Below are 21,430 nucleotides of genomic sequence, written 5' to 3'. Positions count from 1 at the left end.
TCGCACTAAATTGCGTGAATGTTCGCTTCAGGTTAGGGCGCAAGCGCCCGTGCCGACTCCCCCTCTGTCACACCTCATGAGGTCACCTTGCCGACCGATACGGCCAGCCCGTCATGCCACCAGGACGCCAGGCTGTAGACATGCGGCGCCTTGAGCAGGGTGAAATGGTTACCTGGGCCGTACCAGGTTTCCAGGTGATCGGTGAACCGGCTCCAGCCCTCGATCATGCCGGCCTGCTCACGCTGATTGCCCTCTGCATCCAGGCTCGGATCATCGGCCAGCACCAGGCGGACCTGGCCGTTGTAGCGCTGGCGTGGCTGGTAAACCGTGCGCAGCGCGGCACCGAAAGCCCGCGCCGGTCCGAACATCACATCAGGCGTCGAACGCGCGGAAAGCATGCCGACCTGCACCATGGCACGGTGCAACGCGACCCACTGGGCGGCTTCATCCAGGCCGGCAAACACCTGCGGATCAATCCCGAAAGGCTTGCCGGCCGCCAGTTGCATGGTTTCAATCAAGCGCTGCAATACGCCGGTCGCCGTGTAGGGCTGGCCCGCCACACCCGTGCCGCCAGGGGCCTCACTGTCGATCAGGCTCAAGGACAGCACTTCACGCCCCTGGGCCTGCAGGCGCAGGGCCATCTCGAACGCCACCCAGCCGCCGAAGGAATGCCCGAGCAGATGCACCGGCCCGCTTGGGCAGTGCTGCTCCAGCGCCACCAGATAGGCGCGCGCCGCCGATTCCACGCGGCTATGCGGCACCGCCTTGGCGTCCAGCCCACGAGGCTGCAGGCCATGGATCGGCCAGCCCGGTCCGAACGCATCGGTCAGGCCGATAAACCCGGTGACACTGTCACCGGCGCCGGGAATACAGAAGATCGGTGCTCGCCCCGCCTGCCCGCTCTGGATCGTCAACACCGGCTGATACCCCGCCTGCGTCGGCGCCGGCGGTGTAGCGTTCAGCGCCGTACCGATGGCCTTGCCCAACGCCGCGATATGCGGCGCCTGCATCATGCTCTGGTGATCGCCCGACACATCGATGCGGTGCAGCAACGCGGCCGGCACGATCTGCTCCCAGCCCAGGCTTTCGCTGCTGCGCGAGGCCTCGTCCATGCGCTGTTCGGCGGTAAACAGATACACCGGGAGGTTCAATGGGAACAGGCTGTAATGCGCCTGTGCATGGCCGTGGGCAACCTCACGGTCCAGGTAGGCCCACAGCGCTTCACGCGACAGCGCCGCCAACTGCGGCTGCAGCCAACCGGCGTCACGGACGCGCTGCCACAGCTCATCAAAGGCCATGTGCTCGGCTTCGGACTCCAGTTGCTCCAGGCTCGCCAGTGCGTGACCGTCCACCGGCACCTGGGCCTGGCAGTAGGCGCGGCATTGTTCCAGCAGGTGCAACTGGTGGGCATGGGCCACCGACCAGCGTGCCCTGCCCTGATCCACCAGGCGCGGCACGTGGGTATCGAGCAGGCCGAGGAACGCGACCTCCTCATCCATACCGATCAACTGCGCGGCGATTTCGTACGCCAATACCCCACCGAACGACCAGCCGGCCAGGCGGTACGGGCCGTGCGGCTGAACCCTGCGCATCAAGTCGATATGCCGCGCCGCCAGGCATTCCAGGGTGCGCAATTGCGGCTCGCCCCAGGCCACGCCCTCGAGCCCGTACACCGGAATATCAGCATCCAGATGCTGGCCCAGCGCTGGGAAATACACGTTCAAGCCACTGAACTCATGCACCAGGAACAACGGTGCCTGCGTCCCCTCGGCACGCACGGTGACAAGCCCTTGCTCCGCCACCGGTACCTCGGTGCGCAAGCGCAACAGCGCAGCCATCGACGCGACGCTGGCATGCTGGAACAACTCCGCCAGCGTCACCTGGACCTCGACCTGAGCCAACAGGCTGACCAGACGGATAGCCAGCAGGGAATGCCCACCCATTTCAAAGAAACTGTCGTGACGCCCAACCCGTGGCAGTTTCAACGCCAACGCCCATTGGGCCGCCAAGCGTTCTTCCAGCGCATCGGCCGGTGCCTCATAGTCGCGGCTGAGCATCACCTGCTCAGGTGCAGGCAGGGCCTTGCGGTCCAGCTTGCCGTTCGGCGTCACCGGCAGGCTGTCCAGTTGTACATAGGCACTGGGCAGCATGTACTGCGGCAGGTGGGTCAGCAGCTCTTCGCGCAACTGCTCGACCGAACCCGGCGTACCGCACAGGTAGGCGACCAGCTGTTTGCCGCTGACCTGCCCTTCGCTGTCGTCACGCGCCATGACCACCGCCGCGCGCACCCCTTCACAGGCCAGCAGCGCGCTCTCGACTTCACCCAGCTCGATGCGGAAGCCGCGGATTTTCACTTGGTCGTCGTTACGGCCCAGGTATTCCAGGGTGCCGTCCGGCAGCCAGCGGCCCAGATCGCCGGTTTTATACAGGCGCCCCGGTACCTCGCTGAACGGGTCGGCCAGGAAGCGCTCGCTGCTCAGTTGCGGCTGGTTGAGATAACCCCGGGCGATACCGGCACCGGCGATATGAATCTCGCCGGCCACCCCCAACCCGGTCGGATGCCCATGGGCATCCAACACATACACCCGGGTGTTGGCAATCGGGCGCCCGATTGCGCGCGGATGCGGGTTGGCCGCGCACACCTCGTTGGCGGTGGCGATAATCGTGGCTTCAGTCGGGCCGTAGGTATTGAGCAAACGTGGCGTGTGCCCACTGCGCAGGAACCAGTGCTGCACCGCTTCCGGGCTCAGTTCTTCACCACCGACCACGATCACCCGTACCGAGGCCGGAATGACACTCGCATGATCGTCCGCCAGGCCCTGCCAGAAGCGCGTCGGCAGGCTGATCACCGACAAGCGCGCCTGCGCCGCCAGTGCCCAGAATTGAGCGGCATCAGTCAACCAGGCGGCACTGCGCACCACCAGGGTCGCACCACAGGTCAGCGCAGCGAAAATCTCCTCGATGGACGCATCGAAGCTGATGGTCGCAAATTGCAGCGCACGATCGCCCGCCGTCAGGCCGGTCAAGCCGCTGATTGCGCGGATCTCGTTGCACAACCCGGCATGCTCGATCATCACACCTTTGGGCGTGCCCGTGGACCCGGAGGTGTAGAGCACGTAGGCCAGATGTTCGCCGCCAAGCCCCAGCTCAGTCGCCGACGGGTTGTGCTCGCTCAACTCACGCCACGGTTGCAGCGCACTGTTCAAGGTCACCACCTGCAAGCCTTCCGGCAGCGCACCGAGCAACGGCAGCACCGCGTACTCGCTGAGCAACACACGCGGTGCGCTGTCGGCCAGCATGAACGCCAGACGCTGCGCCGGGTAGGCCGGGTCGAGCGGCACATACGCGGCGCCGGCCTTCAGGCTCGCGAGCAATGCCACGATCATCTGCGTACCGCGCTCCAGGGCGATGGCCACGCGGTCATCAGGCTGCACGCCAAGAGCGATCAAATGATGGGCCAACTGGTTGGCCTGGGCATTGAGCTCGGCGTAGCTCAGCGACTGGCCATCGAACTCCAGCGCAACCGCGTCGGGGTTACGCAGCACCTGCTGCTCGAACAGCTCATGGATCAGTTGGTCCTGCGGATCACTGGTGCGGGTCTGGTTGAAGTCCAGCAACACTTGGCGGCGCTCGCTCAGCGGCAGCACTTCCAGGCTGCTCAGCGACGCCTGCGGCGTGCGCTCCAGGGCGTCCACCAGGCTGTCCAGCGCAGCGTGCATGTACGCACACACACGCTGCGCACCGACGTCCGGGCTGACCTGGACGGTCAGCGCAAACGCCTGGCCGAAGTCATCGATGTCCAGCGACAGCGGGTAGTTGCTGCGTTCTTCACCGCCCAGGGCCTGGATACCGCTCCATACAGCCATGTCCTCACTGGAGGCAGTGCCCGCGCTGTGACGGTAGTTGAGCAAGGCACTAAACAGCGGTGCCGGCGCGGCCACGCCGCTGCAACGCTGCGCCAACGCCAGGGAGGCATGCTCATGGCTCAGCAAAGTGCTCAAGCGTGCATGCGTGGCCTTGACCCCGGCCTGTGCACCTTCGGCACCGACGCTGATGCGCAACGGCAAGGTGTTGATAAACAGCCCCAGGGCGCGTTCACCGCCCTGCATGCCACCCATCAGCACGGTGCCGAACACCACATCATCCTGGCCGCAGACATGCGCCAGCACCTGAGCCCAAGCCACATGCATCAGGCTTGCGGCACTCACCCCCAGTTGCCGGGCAGCGCTGCGCAGGCGCTGGCCGAGGCCCTCTTCCACAGGCAGTCGTGCCAGTTCCAGCGTGCCACCGGCTTGCACTGTGTGCAGGCCGAACGGCAGGGTCGGTTCATCAATATCGGCCAGCATCGCGCCGAAGAACGCTTCATGTTCCTGTTCGGTCATCCCCAGGCGCGCCTGGGCCACATAGTTGCGATACGGCACCGCTGCACTCAGGCGGGCTTCCTCACCCGCCAGGAAGGCCTGCAACTCGTATTGCAGGAGGTCCATGGCGACGTGATCGAACAGCATGTGATGGAACATCAGCAACGCGGCCCAGCGTTGTTGCGACCGATCGTAGGCGCACACCAGGCGCATCAACGGTGCATCACGCAGGTCCATGCGGAAATGCTGCGGGTTGAAACGCTCACGCAGTTGCGCACCGGCCTCTTCCTCGCCTTCCAGGCTGATCTCTTCCAGTGCGAACGGCACATGACGCAACACCACCTGTACCGGCTCGCTCAAGCCTTCCCAACGCATCGTGGAACGCAAGATATCGTTGCGCTCAATCACGCCCTGCAAGGCCTGGGCAAATGCCTCGAGACGCTCGCGGCTGTCGAAATGAAACGAGGCCTGTTCCAGGTAAAGGTCGCCCTCATCGGCCAGCAAGTGGTGATAAAGGATGCCTTCCTGCAACGGCGTCATGCCGTAGATATCTTGCACGTTGGCCAATTGGCCCGGCACGCCGGCGACAAGGCTGTCGATTTCGTCCTGGTTGAGACTGGCCAGCGGCAGCATCGACGGCGTAATGCGTTGGCACTCGGCAGTGATGCCGTTGGCCGGCACCTCCAGCGCACGGCGGCTGCCCACGACCTTGGCCAGGCCGGCCAGGGTCGGGTGGGTAAACAAGGCACCGACGTCGACCCGCAGGTCGTCCTGGCGCATGCGCTCGACCAACTTGACCGCCAGCAGCGAATGGCCGCCCAGCTCGAAGAAGTTGTCATGCCGACCGACCTGCTCCAGTTGCAGCACCTGTGCCCAGATCAGCGCCAGGCTGCGTTCAATGCGCCCCTCGGGAGCCTGGTAATCGCGGCTGGCCACCGCCGACTGATCCGGCGCCGGCAAGGCCTTGCGGTCCAGTTTGCGGTTGGGCGTGAGCGGCAACGCGTCGAGGCTCACGAACGCCGACGGGATCATGTATTCGGCCAGCAACGGCGCCAGGTAGCTGCGCAAACCGGCCGCCGTCAAGCTGACCCCGGCGTGCGGCACCACGTAGGCCACCAGGCGCTTCTCGCCAGGACGGTCTTCGCGAGCGATCACCGCCGCTTCCTTGACCCCGGCACAGTTGCCAAGGCGCGATTCGATCTCGCCCAGTTCAATCCGGAAGCCGCGCACCTTGACCTGGAAATCGTTGCGGCCCAGGTACTCGAGGGAACCATCCGCCAGGTAGCGCGCCAGGTCACCGGTCTTGTACATCCGCGCCCCCGGGGCGTCGTTGAACGGGTCGGCGAGGAAGCGCTCGGCACTGATCTGGTCGAGGTTCAGGTACCCCCGTGCCACACCGTCACCGCCGATGAAGATCTCTCCCGCCACCCCGAACGGTACCGGTTGCTGCTGGCTATCGAGCAGGTAGATGCGGGTGTTGGCCATCGGTTTACCGATGGTGGTATTGCCCGTGGTATCGCCCGTGTGGGTCACATAAGCGGTGGTGCAGGACACCGTCGCTTCCGTCGGGCCATACGTGTTGATCAGCCGGGTATGGGCCGGGCGAACCTCGTCCCACAGCTTCAACTTCTGCGCCGACAGTGCATCACCGGTCACGTTGATCAACCGTACATGGCGCAAATGCGCCTGCGCCTGCTCCGGGCTGTGGTGCCATTCGGCGGCCAGGGTGTGCCAGTGCGCCGCCGTCAAGTGCAGGAAGGTCGGCGTGATCGCCGGGTCCCGTGCGGCCTCGGTACCAAACACATAACGGCTTGGCGCCAGGGTCGCGCCGGCCAGCCAGGCTGGGAAGATTTCCTCCACCGACAGGTCGAAGTTCAGGGTGTTCTGCTGCAAAACCGTGTCCTGCGCGGTCAGGCCGAACAGGCGCGCGGCGTCCAGGCTGTAGTTGACCAGCCCGCGATGTTCGATCATCACGCCCTTGGGATTGCCGGTGGAACCTGATGTGTAGATCACATACGCCAGGTGGCGGGCTGTCAGCCCCGGCACTTGCGGGTTGTGCTCGGCACCGCTGTGTGGCTCGTCCAGCAACACCTGCGCAATCGCCAGGGGCGGCAGCCGATCCTGCAACGCGCGCTGGGTCAGCACGGCCGACGGTGCGCTGTCGGCGATCATGTAGGCCAGGCGCTCCGGCGGGTAATTGGGGTCCAGCGGCACATACGCGCCGCCGGCCTTGAGCACCCCGAGCAAGCCCACCAATACTTCATCGCCGCGTTCGGCGCAGATCGCCACGCGGTCATCCGGGCCGATGCCCAGGCCGATCAAGTGGTGCGCCAGGCGGTTGGCCCGACGGTTCAACTGCGCATAACTGATGCGCTGCTGTTCGAACGCCACGGCAATCGCATCCGGATGCGCCTCGACCTGGGCTTCGAACAGTTGGTGAATGGTGCTGTCCTGCGCATAGGCCACGTGGGTGTCGTTGAGGCCGTGCAACAGGTAGTCGCGCTCGTCTTCATCGATCAAGGGAATATGCGCCAGCACGGCCTGGTCGTCGGCAACCATGGCCTGCAGCAGGCACTCGAAATACCCCAGGTAACGTTGCAAGGTGGTCTCGTCGAACAGCGCCGTGGCGTACTCCAGGGTCCCGGCGATGTGTCCCTGCATTTCGCCGAGGTCCAGGGACAGGTCGAACTTGGCAAAGTTGCCGGCCTCACCGAGCCCTTCGAACTGCAGATCACCCATTACCAGGCTCGGCGCATCGCTGCTCTGCCAGGTCAGCAAGGTCTGGAACACCGGGCTGTGGGCCAGGCTGCGCGCCGGCTTGAGCACTTCCACCACTTGTTCGAACGGCAAGTCCTGATGGGCCTGCGCCGCCAGGGTGCGGTCCTTGGCATGGGCCAGCAGCGCAGCCACGGTCAGCTCTTCGCCGGCCCCTATGCGCACCGCCAGGGTGTTGACGAACAGGCCGATCAGCCCTTCGACTTCTGCACGCATGCGGTTGGCCGCCGGCGAGCCGATCACCACCTCATCCTGGCCGGACAGACGGCAGAGCAACGCGCCCCACGCGGCCATCATGGTCATGTACAGCGTGGTGCCATGACGCTGACTCAGGGCCTTGAGCCCGGCGGTCAGGTTGACATCGAGCAACAGGCTCAAGGTCGCACCGCTGTAGTCCTGCCGGGCCGGCCGTGGGCGGTCGGTGGGCAACAATAGCAAGGCGGGCGCATCCGCCAACGCCTGCTGCCAGTACTGGCTCTGTTGCTGCAACACCTCGCCGCTCAACCAACGCCGTTGCCACACGGCAAAATCGCCGTATTGCAGGGCCAGCGGTGGCAGCGGGTCGGCCTGCCCCAGACGGAACGCTTCATACAGCGCCATCAACTCACGGGTCAGTACGCCCATCGACCAACCATCGGAAACGATGTGGTGCATGGTCAACAACAGCACATGGTGATCGTCGGCGCGCCGCACCAGGCGTGCACGAATCAGCGGGCCTTGCTCCAGATCGAAGGGTTCAAGCGCCTCTTGGCTGACGTGCACCTGCAGATCGGCATCGCTGTCCACTTCCAGGCGCAGCAGCGCGAACGCCCGCTCGGCCGGCTCGATACGCACCAGCGGCTCATGGTTGTGCTGCACGAACCGGCTACGCAGCGCCTCATGGCGCGCCACGATAGCTGTCAGTGCGCGCTCCAGCGCCTGGGCATCCAGCTGACCGCGCAGCCCGAGGGCGATCGGCATGTTGTAGGCGGTGCTGGCGCCTTCCATCTGCGCCAGGAACCACAAGCGTTGCTGGGCAAACGACAGCGGCAAATCCTGGTCCCGTGGCACCGGCAAGATCGCCGGCAAGGTGCTGCGTGCCGCCTGGGCCAATACTTGGCCCAACGCCGCCAACTGCGGATGGGCAAACAGCTCGGCCAGGGCCAACTCCACCCCCATGCGCTGGCGCACTTGGGAAATCAAACGCATCGCCAGCAGCGAGTGCCCGCCCAATTCGAAGAAATGCCCGTGGCGACCGACCTGTTCAAGCCCCAGCAGGTCTTGCCAGATCTGCGCCAGCGTCGTTTCAATGTCGCCCTCGGGGGCTTCATACACCCCACTGACCACCGCATCGAGCCCCGGTGCCGGCAGCGCCTTGCGATCCAGCTTGCCGTTGGGGCTCAACGGCAGTGCCGGCAACTGAACATAGGCCGACGGCACCATGTAGTCCGGCAGTTCGTTTTGCAGGTAAGTCCGCAGGTCCTCGATCTGAGGCGCCTGCCCCGCCACGTGCGCGGTGAAGTAAGCCACCAGGCGCTCGTCGCGCACCAGTACGGCTGCTTCAAGCACCTCGGGATGGGCGGCGAGCAAGGCTTCGATTTCACCCAGTTCTATGCGCAGGCCGCGAATCTTGACCTGGTCATCATTACGCCCGAGGTAGTCGAGGGTGCCGTCCGCGCGGTAACGCGCCAGGTCGCCCGTGCGGTACATGCGTCCTTGGGCGGTGAACGGGTCGTCGAGGAAACGTTCGGCCGTCAGGTCCTCGCGATTGAGGTAACCGCGTGCCACGCCCGCGCCACCGATGTACAACTCGCCGACGCTGCCGGTAGGGACCTGTTGCCCGTAGGCGTCCAGCACGTAGAGCGTCAGGTTGCGCAACGGCTGGCCGAGCGGAATATCCCCTGCTCCATAGCTGGCAAGATCCGCATTGATGCCGTGCCAGGCGACCACGTCGCTGCACTCGGTCGGGCCATAGCTGTTGATGAATTGCGGACGCGGCGCCCGCAGTTTCTCCAACTGCGACAGTTTGATCGGCTCACCGCCGAGCACGACCCGGCGCAGGCGGCTCAAGACGTGCTGTTGATCGGCGTCGATCAACGTATAGAACGCACTCGGGGCCAGGTTGATATGGGTGATCGCCTGCGCGTCGATCTGGCGCACGATGCTCGCAGGATCAAACGGGCTGTCGGCCAGGTGCAAGGTAGCGCCGACGGCCAGGCTGGCGAAGATATTTTTCTGGGTCAGGTCGAAGCTGTGCGACGTCAGCAACAACACCGCGTCGTCGGCGTCCAGCCCGACGTCTTCGAGGTACCAGTGGAGCATGTTGACCACGCCCTGGTGTTCGACCATCACGCCTTTTGGCTGCCCGGTGGAGCCCGAGGTATAGATCACATAGGTCAGGTGTTTCGCGCTCAGCCCGGGCACCTGTGGGTTGTCCAGCGCTTGCCCGCGCCACGCCTCACGGTCGAGGTCGACCACGGGCAGGCCGCCCGCAGCGGCCAGTTGCGCGGTCGCAGCGTGCACCAGTAACGCCGCCGGGGCGCTGTCCTTGAGCATGTAATGAATGCGTTCGAGCGGGTAGTTCGGGTCGATCGGCACATAGGCGCCTCCGGCCTTGAGAATCGCCAGCAACCCGACGATCAGCTCGGCGCTGCGCTCCACGCAAATCGCCACGCGGGCATCCGGCACCACGCCGAGCTCACGCAGGTGATGGGCCAACTGGTTGGCCCGCTCGTTAAGCTGACGGTAAGTCAGCGTCACAGCCGCCGTCTGCACCGCCAGCGCATCGGGGGTGCGCATGGCCTGGGCTTCAAACAGGCTGTGTACGGTGCCGGGGTGGAGCGGCGTGTGCAGGCCACTGAGGCCGGCCAACTGCTGCTGGCGCTCCCGCTCATCCAGCAGGGGCACGCGGGCCAGCACGCCTTGATCGTCGGCAACCATCGCGTGCAGCAGGCGCTCGAAGTAGCCCAGGTGACGCTTGAGGGTCGCCTCGTCGAACAGCGCCGTGGCATAGCTCAAAGAGCCGATGATATGGCCCTGGGCTTCGCTTAACTCCAGGGACAGATCAAACTTCGCCGATGTGTTGACTTGGCCGCCGTCCTCCATGATCAAGTCGCCGACGACCGGTGCGCCGCCGCCTTCACTGCCCTGCCAGGTCAACATGGCCTGGAACACCGGGCTGTAGGCCATGCTGCGCACCGGTTTGACGATGTCGACCACTTGTTCGAACGGCAGGTCCTGATGCGCCTGCGCACCCAGCGTCCTGGCCTTGACCCGCGCCAGCAGGGTTTGCACCGTCGGTTCGCCCGAGGTATCGATGCGCAGCGCCAGCGTGTTGACGAACAGGCCGATCAGACCTTCCAGCTCCAGCTGGTTGCGGTTGGCCACCGGCGAGCCGATCACCACTTCATCCTGCCCGGACAAACGCGCCAACAAGACACCCCATGCCGCCAGCAGGCTCATGTACAACGAGGTGCCATGTCGTTGACTCAGGTCCTTGAGGCCCTGAGTCAGTGCCTTATCCAGTTGCAACGCCAGCACCGCGCCGGAGAAATCCTGTTGCGCCGGGCGTGGCCGGTCGGTCGGCAGGGTCAGTATGGCCGGCGCGCCGGCCAGGGTTTGCTGCCAATACAGGTTCTGCTTGTGCAACACCTCGCCACTCAACCAGCGGCGTTGCCAGACGGCGAAGTCGGCATATTGCAGCGTCAGCGGTGGCAATGGATCGGCGAGGCCCTGGCTGAAGGCGCCATACAACAGCACCATTTCGCGGCTCAGCACGCCCATCGACCAGCCGTCAGAGGCAATGTGGTGCAGGGTCAGCAGCAACACCGAGTGCTCGTCGCCCATGCGTACCAGGCGTGCGCGCAGCAGCGGCCCGTTGACCAGGTCGAACGGTGTCGACGCTTCATATTCGGTCAACACCTGCAAGCGCTGCGCGGCATCGGCCTGCCCGCGCAGGTCAGCCTGTTCCAGTACAAATGAACCTTCGACAGGTGTGATCCGCAGTTGCGGCTCATCGTTATCCATCACGAAGACACTGCGCAGCACCTCATGGCGGCTGACAATTCGCGCCAGTGCACGCTCCAGCGCCAGGATATCCAGCGCGCCGCGCAGGCCCAGGCCGACCGGCATGTTGTAAGCCGCCCCGGCATTCTCCATTTGCGCCAGGAACCACAGGCGCTGCTGGGCAAACGACAGCGGCAAGGACTCTTCTCGGGACACCGGTACAATCGGCGGCAGGCTGCTGCGCCCGGCCTTGGCCACCACCTGCGCCAGCGCGGTCAGTTGCGGATGGGCGAACAGGTCCGCGAGGTCCAGTTCCACCCCGAGGTGCAGGCGCACCTGGGAGATCAAGCGCATGGCCAGCAGCGAGTGCCCGCCCAGCTCAAAGAAATGATCCTCACGCCCGACCTGCTCGACCTTGAGCACTTGGCTCCAGATCTGCGCCAGGGCGGTTTCCACTTCGCCCTGGGGCGCTTCGTAACCGCGACTGAGCACGGCATCCTGATCGGGAACCGGCAGGGCCTTGCGGTCGAGTTTGCCGTTGGCGGTCAACGGCAGGCTGTCCAGGCGCACATACGCCGCTGGCACCATGTACTCCGGCAATTGCGCCTGCAACCAACTGCGCAGGGCCTGGCGGTCAAGGGCCTGGTGTTCGGTGAAATACGCCACCAGGCGCCCGTCACGGGCCAGCACCACGGTTTCGCTGACGTCCGGGTGCTCGGCCAGGCAGGTTTCGATTTCACCCAGTTCAATTCGTACGCCGCGGATCTTCACCTGGTCGTCATTGCGCCCCAGGTAGTCCAGCGTGCCGTCCTCCAGCCAACGCGCGAGGTCGCCGGTGCGATACAGGCGAGCCTGCGGGTCCTGGTTGAACGGGTCCTGCAAAAAGCGTTCGGCGGTCAGTTCCGCACGGTTCAGGTAACCGCGCGCCACACCGGCCCCCCCGACGTACAGCTCACCGGCCACACCCTGCGGCACCGGTTTGAGGTGCTCGTCGAGCAGATAGACCTGGGTGTTGGCGATGGGTTTGCCAATGTGCAGGGCCTTGCCGGCCTCAATCAGGCCGCAGGTCGCGACCACCGTGGCTTCGGTCGGACCATAGTTGTTGACCACATCGAAGCGCTGCGGCGTGCTGAACTGACGCAGGCGGTCGCCGCCGATCAGCAAGGTTTTCAGGGTCGGGTGTTGCAACTGCTGACTGAACGCGTACTCCGCCACCGGGGTCGGCAGGAAGCTCACGTGCAGCGGTTGCGCCAGCCACCAGCGCAACAGCGCGTCGATGTCTTCGCTGCCCTGCTTGGCGGGAGGCAGGTGCAACGTCGCGCCCACACACAGGGCAGGCCAGACTTCCCAGGCCATGGCATCGAAACCGAACCCGGCGACACTGGAAGTGTGCCCACCCGCGTGCAGATCGAACGCCTGGCAATGCCAGTGCACCAGGTTCTCCAGGGTGCGGTGCTCGACCATCACGCCCTTGGGCAAGCCGGTGGAACCGGAGGTGTAGATCACATAAGCCAGGTTCGCCGGCGTCAGGCCCGCCACGCTCGGGTTGAGCGTCGGACGACGGTGCCACTGGTCGCTGTCCAGCTCGATCACCGGCCGTTCGGTGTGGCTGAGCAGCGAGCGCGTGCTCGATTGCGCCAGCACCAGCACCGGGTCGCAATCCTGCAACAGGTAGTTGATGCGCTCCTGCGGGTGCGCCGGATCGATCGGCACATACGCCGCACCGGCCTTGAGGATCGCCACCAGGCCGACCAGGGTTTCCAGGCTGCGACGCGCGCAGATGGCCACCCGGTCATCCGGACGCACACCCTCTTCGAGCAGGCGGTGGGCCAACTGATTGGCGCGCTGATTAAGCTGGCGATAAGTGATGTGCTGGTCGTCCTGGCGCACGGCCGTGGCATCCGGCTGGCATTCGACCTGAGCCTCGAACAGGCGGTGGATAGTCTGCGCCTCGGGGTAATCGACGGCAGTGGCGTTGACGTCAACCAGCACGGCATCCCGTTCGGCGGCCGACAGCACCGAGAACTGACTCAACGGCTGGTGTGGCGTGTGCTCCAACGCGCTGACCAGGTGTGCCAGGGCCACCTGCATAAAGCCGCAAATCCGTTGTGCACCGATTTTCACCAGCGCCTGGGCGTTGAGCTGGAAGCCGGCGCCAAAATCATCGACGTTCAACACCAGCGGATAGTTGGTGCGCTCTTCCATGCTCACCGCCTGGATACCGTCCCACGCGGCGATATCCGCGCTAGAGGCCTCGACCGGCGCGCTGTGCCGGTAGTTGAGCAATGTATTGAACAGCGCCTGCGTCGCCGGCAGGCCGCTGCACTGTTGGGCCAGGGACAATGACGCGTGCTCATGGGCGAGCAATTGCGACAGCCGCTCATGCGTGACACGCACGGCCTCGCGGGCGCCCTGCCCGCCAATGCTCACACGCAACGGCAAGGTATTGATGAACAGGCCCAAGGCACGGCCGGCGCCTTCACCGCCTTGCAGGCGGCCGAGCAACACCGTGCCGAAGACCACATCGTCACGCCCCGCGACCTGCGCCAACACCTGGCCCCAGGCCAGGTGCACCAGGCTGGCGGCGCTGACGCCAAGCAAGCGCGCCTGCTCGCGCAAGCGCCCGCTCAGTTGGCTGTCGAGCATCAGGTGGGCTTCTTCGACACCGCTGCCATCGCCCTGCACATCGCGCAGGCCGAAGGCCAGGGTCGGTTCATCGATGTCACCGAGCATGCCTTCGAAAAAGCGTTCATGGGCCTGTCGATCCGCGCCCAGGCGCGACTGCGCCACATGGTTGCGATAGGGAATCGACGGCGCCAAGTTTTCGGTGTGGCCTTTCAGGCTGGCCTGGACTTCTTCGATCAGCACCTCAAGCGCGGTGTGGTCGAGCACCATGTGATGGAACAACAGGATGCCGACCCAGCGCTGATGGGCGCTGTCCTGGGCGTAGGCCAAGTGCATCAACGGCGCACGGCTCAGGTCCAGACGGTAATGGCGTGGGTCGAACTGCTCGTGCAACTGCGTCAGCACGTCACCGTCCGCCGGGTCGATCACCACCTCTTCCAGTCCCAGGGTTGCCTGACGCCAAACGACCTGTACCGGATCCTCGAGTCCTTCCCAGGCGATGCTGCTGCGCAGGATGTCGTGCCGCTCGATCACGCTTTGCAGCGCCTTGGCGAACAGGTTCACCGGCTCAGGCCCGGTGAAGGTGAACAACATATGCAGCAGGTAGGCATCGCCTTGCGGCGCCGCCAGATGGTGGTAGAGCATGCCGTCCTGCAGCGGCGCCAGGCCGTAGATATCCTGCACATTGCGCACGCCGCCCGGCACGCTCGCGACGATGCGGTCGATAGCGGCCTGGTCTAGGTCGGCCAGGGGCAACAGGTCCGGGGTGATGCGCTGGCAGTCCGGCTCAATGCGGTTGGCCGGCACCTCCAGTGCCTGATGCCCGCCGACCGCCGCCGCCAGCGCCGCCAGGGTCGGCTGGCCGAACAGCACGCGCACATCGGCGCTCAAGTCCATCTGGCGCATGCGTTCGATCAATTTGACCGCCAGCAGCGAATGACCACCCAGTTCAAAGAAGTTGTCGTGGCGACCCACCCGCTCCACATCGAGCAATTCTTGCCAGAGCGCGGCAAGGGTAAGTTCCATCTCGCCTTCAGGGCACTCGTATTCGCGACGGGCCAGGGCATCGCCATCGGGGGCCGGCAAGGCCTTGCGGTCGAGTTTGCCGTTGGTGGTCAGCGGCAAGCGCTCAAGCAGGACGAACGCACTGGGCACCATGTAATCGGCCAGGGACACCAGCAACTGCGTACGCAGCTCGGCGGCCGACGGCTCAGCGCCCTCGGCGGCGATCACATAAGCCACCAGGCGCTTGTTACCGGGGGCGTCTTCACGGGCAATCACCACGGCTTCGCGCACGCCCTCACAGGCGGCCAGGCGGGCTTCGATCTCGCCCAGCTCGATACGGAAACCACGGATTTTCACCTGGTCGTCGTTGCGGCCCAGGTAGTCAATGCTGCCGTCCGCCAGCCAGCGTCCCAGGTCACCGGTCTTGTACAGGCGCGCCTGCGCACGACCGCTGAACGGGTCGGCGATAAACCGTTCGGCGTTCAACTGCGGCCGGTTCAAGTAGCCACGGGCAACCCCCGCGCCCCCCACGTACAACTCGCCGACGACGCCGACCGGCACCGGTTCGCGCTGGTCGTCGAGAATATACAGTTGCAAGTCCGGAATGCGCCCGCCAATCGGGCTGACGCCGACCCGCTGCGCATCCGCCGCTTCAAGGGCGCGATACGTCACATGCACGGTGGTTTCGGTGATGCCGTACATGTTCACCAGTTGCGTACCGGCGTTGCCTGGGCGTGCGTACCACGGCTTGAGAATCCCCGGTTCCAGGGCCTCGCCGCCGAAGATCACCTGGCGCAGGGAATGCTTCAGGGCACTCTGGCCCTGGGCCGCAATCAACGAACGGAAGGCACTCGGCGTCTGGTTGAGGATGGTCACCCCGGCGCTGCACAACAGCGCATAACAGGCGTCCGGCGAACGGCTGGTGAGCTGCGGTACCACCAGCAACTGCCCACCGTGGATGAGCGCGCCCCAGATTTCCCAGACCGAGAAGTCAAATGCAAACGAGTGGAACAGTGCCCAGACATCCTGATCGTTGAAGTTGAACCAGCCCTCGGTGGCGCTGAACAGGCGTGCCACGTTGTGGTGCTCGACCATCACCCCCTTGGGCAGGCCCGTGGAGCCGGAGGTGTAGATCACGTACGCCAGGTTGGCCGAAGTCAGGCCCGGGACGTGGGGATTCTGAGTGGACTCACCCTGGCAATCGCCGCCGTCCAGTTCGAGCACCGGCACCGACACCTCGGCCACCCGGGCACGGGTCGCCTGCTGCACCAGCACCGCTACCGGCGTGCTGTCTTGCAGGGTGTAGCTGATGCGTTCCTGCGGATACGCAGGGTCAATCGGCACGTAACCGGCGCCGGCCTTGAGGATGCCGAGCAGGCCGACGATCATGTCCAGCCCGCGCTCGACGCAGATCGCCACCCGATCATCCGGGCGCACGCCCAGGCTCAACAAGCGATGCGCCACCTGGTTGGCGCGGCGGTTCAAGTCGCCATAGCTCAGGCGCAGGTCTTCAAACAGCACCGCCGTAGCCTCAGGTCGTAAAGCCGCCTGCAGCTCGACCTGGTGATGAAGCAATGCGGTATCGGCGAACAGGCTGTCGGTGGCGTTCCAGTGTTGCAACAATTGTTCGCGCTCGCCCGCCGGCAGCATCGCCAACCCTTGCAGCGAAGCCTGCGGGGTCTGTTCCAGGGCCTGGACCAGATTCTCCAGGACGCATTGCATGTAGCCGCACACTCGCGCCGCGCCAATCGAACCGTCGGCCATGACCGACAGGCTGAACGCCTCTCCCATGTCGTTGACCGACAGGGTCAGCGGGTAGTTGGTGCGCTCCTTGCTGTCGAGCACGGCAATGCCTTCCCAGGCCGTCTGCGCTTGTGCCGAAACGTCCGCGCCACCGAGCTGGCGATAGTTGAGCAGCGAACTGAACAACGGCGTCGACGCCGCCACTTGGCTGCAGCGTTGCGCAAGCACCAGCGAGGCGTGCTCATGACCGAGCAAGCCGGTCAGGCGCGCATGGGTACTCTTGACCATGGCGCGTACGCCGGCTTCAGCGAGGCTGACCCGCAGCGGCAAGGTGTTGATGAACATCCCCAGGGCACGGTCTGAGCCTTCGCCGCCCTGCAAGCGCCCCAGCAACACGGTGCCGAACACCACATCCGTGCGCCCCGACACACCACCCAGCACCCGTGCCCACGCCAGGTGATACAGGCTGGCCGGCGTCACCCCCAACTGGCGGGACTGCGCGCGCAGGCGCTGGCTGAGGCGGTCATCGAGCATCAGGACGACCTCTTCGACACCGTGGCCCTCACCCTGCACGTCCTGCAGACCGAAAGGCAGGGTCGGTTCATCGATGTCCCCGAGCATCTCGCTGAAGAACGCCTCATGCTCTTCGCGACTCACGCCCTGGCGCGCCTGAGCCACATAATGACGGTACGGCACCGACGGTGGCAGCAGGGCCTCTTCGCCACGGGTATGAGCTTCGATTTCCGAGATGAGCATACGCAGCGACGTGGCGTCATCCACCAGATGGTGCAGCAGCAACACCGCGACCCAGCGCTGGTTGGGCGCATCCTCGCTGTAACCGATGCGCATCATGGGCGCCTGGCGAATATCCAGGCGGTGGTGACGCGGGTTGAGGCACTCGGTCAATTGCGTGGCGATATCCCCGGCGGCCGGGTCCAGGTGAATCTCATCCATCCCCAGTTGCGCCTCGCGCCAGACCACCTGTACCGGCTCGTCGAGGCGCTCCCAGACCACGGCGGTGCGCAGGATGTCATGTCGCGAAATCACGCCTTGCAGAGCTGCGGCAAAGCGTTGCAGGCGCTCGCGGCTGTCAAAGCTGAAGGTGATGTATTGCAGGTACGGATCGCCTTGGGCCGCCGCGAGGTGGTGGTACAAAATCCCTTCTTGCAGCGGCGCCAGGCTGTAGATTTCCTGGACGTTACACGCGCCGCCCGGCACGGTTGCGACGATGCGGTCGATGGCGGCTTGATCCAGCGTGGCCAGGGGCAGCATTTCCGGGGTGATGTGTGCGCAGCCTTCTGGGACACGATTGGCGGGCACCACCACGTCCTTGCTCGCATCGGCCACGGCGGCCGCCAGTGCGGCCAGGGTCGGCTGGCCGAACAGCACACGCACATCGGCGCCCAGCCCGACCTGGCGCATGCGCTCGATCAGCTTGACCGCCAGCAGCGAATGGCCGCCCAACTCGAAGAAGTGATCCTGGCGGCCCACGTGTTCAACACCGAGCAAATCCTGCCAGATCGCGGCAATCGTGGTTTCCACCTCGCCCTCGGGGGCTTCGAACTGGCGACGCGCCAAGGCGTCGGCATCCGGCGCCGGCAACGCCTTGCGGTCCAGCTTGCCGTTGGTGGTCAACGGGAACTGCGCCACCCGCACAAACGCAGCGGGCACCATGTAGTCAGCCAGGGACACCAGCAACTGCGCACGCAGCTCGGCGGCCGACGGATCGGCCCCCTCGGCGGCGATCACATAGGCCACCAGGCGCTTGTCTCCCGGCTCATCTTCGCGGGCAATCACCACCGCTTCGCGCACGCCTTCACAGGCGGCCAGGCGGGCTTCGATCTCGCCCAGCTCGATACGGAAGCCACGGATCTTCACCTGGTCGTCGTTGCGCCCCAGGTAGTCAAGGCTGCCGTCCGCCTGCCAACGCGCCAGGTCACCGGTCTTGTACAGGCGCGCCTGCGCACGACCGCTGAACGGGTCGGCAATGAACCGTTCGGCATTCAACTCTGGCCGGTTCAAGTAGCCACGGGCAACCCCTGCGCCACCCACGTACAACTCGCCGACCACGCCCACCGGCACGGGTTCGTTCTGCTCGTCGAGCACATACAGTTGCAAGTCCGGAATGCGCCCGCCAATCGGACTGACGCCGACCAACTGCGCATCCGCCGCTTCGAGCGCACGATACGTAACATGCACAGTGGTTTCAGTGATGCCGTACATGTTCACCAGTTGCGTACCGGCGTTGCCTGGGCGTGCGTACCAGGGCTTGAGAATCCCCGGTTCCAGGGCCTCGCCGCCGAAGATCACCTGGCGCAGGGAGTGCTTGAGTTCGCTCTGGCCCTGGGCCGCAATCAATGAACGGAAGGCACTCGGCGTCTGGTTGAGGATGGACACCCCGGCGCTGCACAACAGCGCATAACAAGCGTCCGGCGAACGGCTGGTCAGTTGCGGCACCACCAGCAACTGCCCGCCATGCATCAGCGCGCCCCAGATTTCCCAGACCGAGAAGTCAAACGCAAACGAGTGGAACAGTGCCCACACATCTTGCTCGCTGAAGCGGAACCAGCTCTCGGTGGCGCTGAACAGGCGCGCCACGTTGCGGTGCTCGATCATCACGCCCTTGGGCAAGCCGGTGGAGCCGGAGGTGTAGATCACGTAGGCCAGGTGGGCCGAAGTCAGGCCCGGTACATCAGGATTCCGGGTGGATTCGGCCTGGCAATCGCCGACGTCCAGTTCGAGCACCGGCACCGATAACTCAGTCACCAGGGCACGGGTTGCCTGCTGCACCAGTACCGCCATCGGCGCACCGTCCTGCAGGGTGTAGCTGATGCGCTCCTGCGGATACGCCGGGTCGATCGGCACGTAACCGGCGCCGGCCTTGAGGATGCCGAGCAGACCGATGATCATGTCCAGCCCGCGCTCGACGCAGATCGCCACCCGGTCATCCGGGCGCACGCCCAGGCTCAGCAAGCGATACGCCACCTGGTTGGCGCGGCGGTTCAAGTCGCCGTAGCTCAGGCGCTGGTCTTCAAACAGCACCGCCGTAGCGTCGGGTTCGGCCGCTGCCCGGGCTTCGACCTGTTGGTGGATCAAGGCGCTGTCGGCAAATACGCCATCGCCGCTGTTCCAGTGGTGCAACAGGTGCTGGCGCTCGGCGGTCGGCAGAATGCCCAGGGTTTGCAGCGCCGCCTGCGGCGTGTGCTCCAGCGAGGCCACCTGGCTTTCCAGGGCGGCATGCAGATAATCCGCGATCCGCGCCGCGCCGATTCCGGCATCCGCAAGCACCGTGATATGAAAATCTTCACCCAGGTCGTCGAGGTTGACGGTCAGCGGGTAGTTGGTGCGTTCTTCAGCGCCCAGGGCTTGGATGCCGGCCCACGCCGTCTGCGCCTCGGCACTGCCGCCGGTTGCACTGTGGCGGTAGTTGAGCATGGCACTGAACAGCGGCGTCGGCGTCGCCACGGCGCTGCAACGCTGAGCCAGGGCCAGCGAGGCGTGTTCATGCTGGAGCAATGCGGTCAACCGCTGGTGGGTCAGTTTCAGGCCACTGCGCACGCTTTGCTCGCCCACACTCACACGCAGCGGCAGGGTGTTGATGAACATCCCCAGGGCACGGTCCGAGCCCTCGCCCGCGTGCATCCGGCCCAGCAATACGGTGCCGAACACCACCTCCTGGCGGCCGGAGACTTTACCCAGTACCTGGGCCAGTGCCAGGTGCATCACGCTGGCCGCACTCACCCCCAACTGCCGGGCCTGCACGCGCAGCCGTTGGCTCAAGGCGTTATCCAGCATGCGATGGCTTTCTTCGATGCCATGACCGTCACCCTGCACGTCCTGCAGACCGAACGGCAGCGTCGGCTCATCGATGTCACTGAGCATCTCGCGAAAGAACGCTTCATGCTGCTGTTCACTGACGCCCAGGCGAGCCTGCGCCACATAGTTGCGATACGGTACCGGCTCGCCCAGGTGCTCGGTCTGCCCCAGCAGGAAGGCTTGCATTTCGTGCTGCACCACCTCCATTGCCGTGTGGTCCAGGGCCATATGGTGAAACAACAGCACCGCCACCCAGCGCTGGTTCGGCGAATCCAGCGCGAAGGCCACCCGCATCATCGGCGCCTGGCGGATATCCAGGCGGTAGTGACGCGCATCGAAGCGGCTGCGCAACTGGCCCAGCACATCGCCGTCGCGTGGGTCCAGATGCAGCTCTTCACTGATCAACGTGGCCTTGCGCAGTACCACTTGCATCGGTTCATCGAGGCTTTCCCAGACCACCGTGGTGCGCAGGATGTCGTGGCGCTTGATCACGTACTGCAACGCCTGGGTGAAGTGCTCCAGCCGCGCACGGCTGTCGAAGGCATACAGCGATTGCAGCAAATAGGGGTCGCCCTGCTCCGCCGTCAAATGGTGGTACAACATGCCTTCCTGCAGCGGCGCCAGCGGGTAGATGTCCTTGACGTTGGCCAGGCCGCCCGGCACGGCGTCGACAATCCGGTCAATGGTCGCCTGGTCCAGGGTCGTCAACGGCAGCATCTGCGGCGTAATGCGGTAGGCCGGGCTCAACCAGTCCCCCCCATTGCGCGCGATCAACTCCAGCAATTGCGCTTTGTGTCCGCGCAAGTGGTCGATCAACCCATCGTCGAGCCCCTCATCGTCGCCCAGGATGACGAGGTCATCCTCTTCACGTTGCAGGTGGATCGCGTGAGTCGAAAGAACTGCCATCAATTCGCTGAAGTGCATGGTGTGACCTGCTTAAGATTCGAAAACAGTGACGAGAAAGTCCGGTTTCAATTACAACCTGAGCACCTGGCGTCAAACAGCAGCGTGCGGCCCGGCATGGGCTCGACGCTGTCGCCGTCAGGTTCAAAAAGTGATGGGTTGAATGCGTGCCCCAGGGCTTCCCACAGGGCTGGAAAACTAAAACATCCACGGAAAGG

The 21,430-nt window shown here is 64.9% G+C and carries 1 protein-coding gene; it reads right to left on the bottom strand.

Translation table 11 applies throughout. The features are described 5' to 3' along the window. Positions 1–74: 74 nt before the first annotated feature. Positions 75–21,233 (bottom strand): non-ribosomal peptide synthase/polyketide synthase, encoded by a 21,159-nt coding sequence (locus tag DK870_RS28045; protein ID WP_161550315.1) that lies wholly within the window; start codon positions 21,231–21,233, stop codon positions 75–77. Positions 21,234–21,430: the final 197 nt, after the last annotated feature.

Origin of the sequence: Pseudomonas sp. Q1, assembly GCF_009935975.1 — a bacterium.
Taxonomy (GTDB): Bacteria; Pseudomonadota; Gammaproteobacteria; order Pseudomonadales; family Pseudomonadaceae; genus Aquipseudomonas; species Aquipseudomonas palleroniana.
Note: the sequence above shows the minus strand (reverse complement) of the source record. Positions and strands in the feature narration are given on the sequence as shown.